Genomic DNA, 2,089 nt, shown 5'->3' with positions numbered 1-2,089 from the left:
TCGTGGTAGATCAGGTGGTTAGCGCTTCTGATCCTCGGGGACCTCGACCCCTACCTGCCAACCAGCACCCGGCGAACCTCACCCCCACCGGATGTCCGAAGAGCCTGTTTATCCTTGGAGTAACCAACCTTGTAAGAGAATGAACTCGACGCAGCTCGTTTCTGAGTGGTGACCGCCAGGAAGTTGTCATCCGGGAATCGGGTTTGCCTATATGTCGACTGGCTCAAGGAAATTGAAGAGAGATGATTCATCGGGGCCGGTCTCGGTAAGCCACGCACCGAGACCAACTGAGATCTTGTTCAGTCCTCGATCGACGAGTGCCGCGAACTCAGGTGCTTGCATCTGGGCGTAGACGGAGACCGGCGTCAATATGGTGACGTCCTGAGTGAGAGCGGCCCGGACATCATCAAGTCCGAGATGGAGCCAGCCATTTCGCAACCGACGAAATGGCCGCGCAACGATCGCGGAGAGATCAGGAGAGTCGAGGAGGGGCTGTAGATGGGAGACCGCGACCGGTCCGAGGGCTTGGGAGCGGTTGCCCAGCTGATGAAGAGACTGCACAGCGTGATGAAGGACGACGAATCGGTGCTTTAGCCTCGATCCACCGATGAGCTTTGGCATGAGCACCTGATTTGATTTCGGGTGGGTTTTGTGTGTGGGGGCAGGCGTGATGGCCGGGCCTCGCTGCCCGGGGCGTTCCACTGCAGAGTCTTCGTGTCGGGGCGGTGTCGCCTGGTCGGTCAGGCTGCTGCTGCCTGGGGTGGTGAGTTTACGGCGGTGAAGAGGTTCGTCCAGGCAGTCTCCCACGGCCAGTCCGTGGGCAGGTGGAGGGTGACGCGGCGGGCCGGGGTCGCGATCCGGGCCGGGACGCTGATCAGTTTGCGACGGATCGTGCCCGTTGTCGTCTTTGCCAGTTCGGCACCAGCGAGCGTGGCCGCGGCGCGGGTGAGGTTGAACGCGATGACGGCCAGCACCAGCCAGGCGGCGTTGGCGTTGAACTTTCCCGACGGCAGGTGGGCCAGTGCGCTGTCCTTGAGGTCGGCGTTGACCTGTTCGATCACCGCATGAGCTCGATGGGTTTTGCCAGCGGCGACGGTGTCCAGATCGCTGGTGGTGAAGAACGCGTGGAACCGGTGGGTGTCGAACAAGGTCGGCTGTTCGACGTCCTTCGGATTCAGTTCCGGGATACGACGGACGACGAGCCGGCCGGGGATGTGGTGGGCTTTCTTCTTCGAGGTGAACGCAGTGAAGGGGACTTCGGCGACCTCAGCCGATGAGATCCAGCGCTCGGTGTCCTCGTCATAGATCGCGTCGGTGTATTTGATGGTCTGCCAGGCGTCCGCGTCGATGGTTGTGATGGCCTTCTTCACGGCCGGGTCCATCCGGACGGTGACCGAGACATCGGCCCCGCCGATGATGGCCGCGTTGATGGCGGCATGCCCGTAATACCTGACTTCCACAATTGAGTGGCGGTTTTGCGGTTTCTTGGGTGTTTGTGCTGGTCACGGGTTTGGGGGTTGTGTTGGTGGGACACTAATTGGGGTGTCTAGGATGGGGTTATGTCGCCTCGTCTGCGGAAAGTCACTACCGGGTCCGGGGCTACTGCTGTGCAGATCGTGCGGAAGTATCGTGGGAAGCTCACTGTCCTTGAGCATCTCGGGTCGGCGCACACCGAGGCAGAGCTGGCGGCTTTGCTTGCTGTTGGTGAGGAGAAGCTTGCCGACTATGGGGCTGGCGAGCAGCTCGAACTTGATCTGGGCGTGCCTGTGGATGCTCCCGCGCCGTCACGGGCGGGGACGGTGGTGGGATCGCGGTCAGGGGTCCTCATCGACGCTATTGCGGAATCGTGGAAGCGGCTCGGTTTCGCTGACGTGATCGATGATGGCGCGTTCTTCCATCTCGTGCTGGCACGGTTGGTTGAACCGACGTCGAAAGCCGATAGTCTTCGTGTCCTTGCAGAGCTGGGAATAGAGCCACCGCATCACAACACGTTCCTCAATTGTCTGGCCCGGGCTAAGGAGCGGGACTATCGCGGCAGGATCGCGGCGAGGTGTTTCGCACATAGTGTCGCGACTAGCGGGGTGAGTCT

At 61.2% G+C, this 2,089-nt stretch carries 1 protein-coding gene and 2 pseudogenes; 1 reads left to right on the top strand and 2 read right to left on the bottom strand.

The window, feature by feature from the left end; genetic code table 11:
• Positions 1 to 207 precede the first annotated feature (207 nt).
• Positions 208 to 621, bottom strand: coding sequence for a hypothetical protein (locus ACFFN1_RS09445; RefSeq protein WP_376840463.1), 414 nt, complete (start codon positions 619 to 621; stop codon positions 208 to 210).
• Positions 622 to 740: 119 nt separating this feature from the next.
• Positions 741 to 1,448, bottom strand: a pseudogene (locus ACFFN1_RS09440) (transposase); the annotation flags it as partial.
• A 111-nt stretch (positions 1,449 to 1,559) separates the two neighbouring features.
• Between ACFFN1_RS09440 and ACFFN1_RS09435 the strand changes: the two are divergent.
• A pseudogene (locus ACFFN1_RS09435) lies at positions 1,560 to 2,089 on the top strand (IS1634 family transposase); the annotation flags it as partial.

Origin of the sequence: Brevibacterium otitidis (genome assembly GCF_042429315.1) — a bacterium.
Lineage (GTDB): Bacteria > Actinomycetota > Actinomycetes > Actinomycetales > Brevibacteriaceae > Brevibacterium > Brevibacterium otitidis.
Note: the sequence above shows the minus strand (reverse complement) of the source record. Positions and strands in the feature narration are given on the sequence as shown.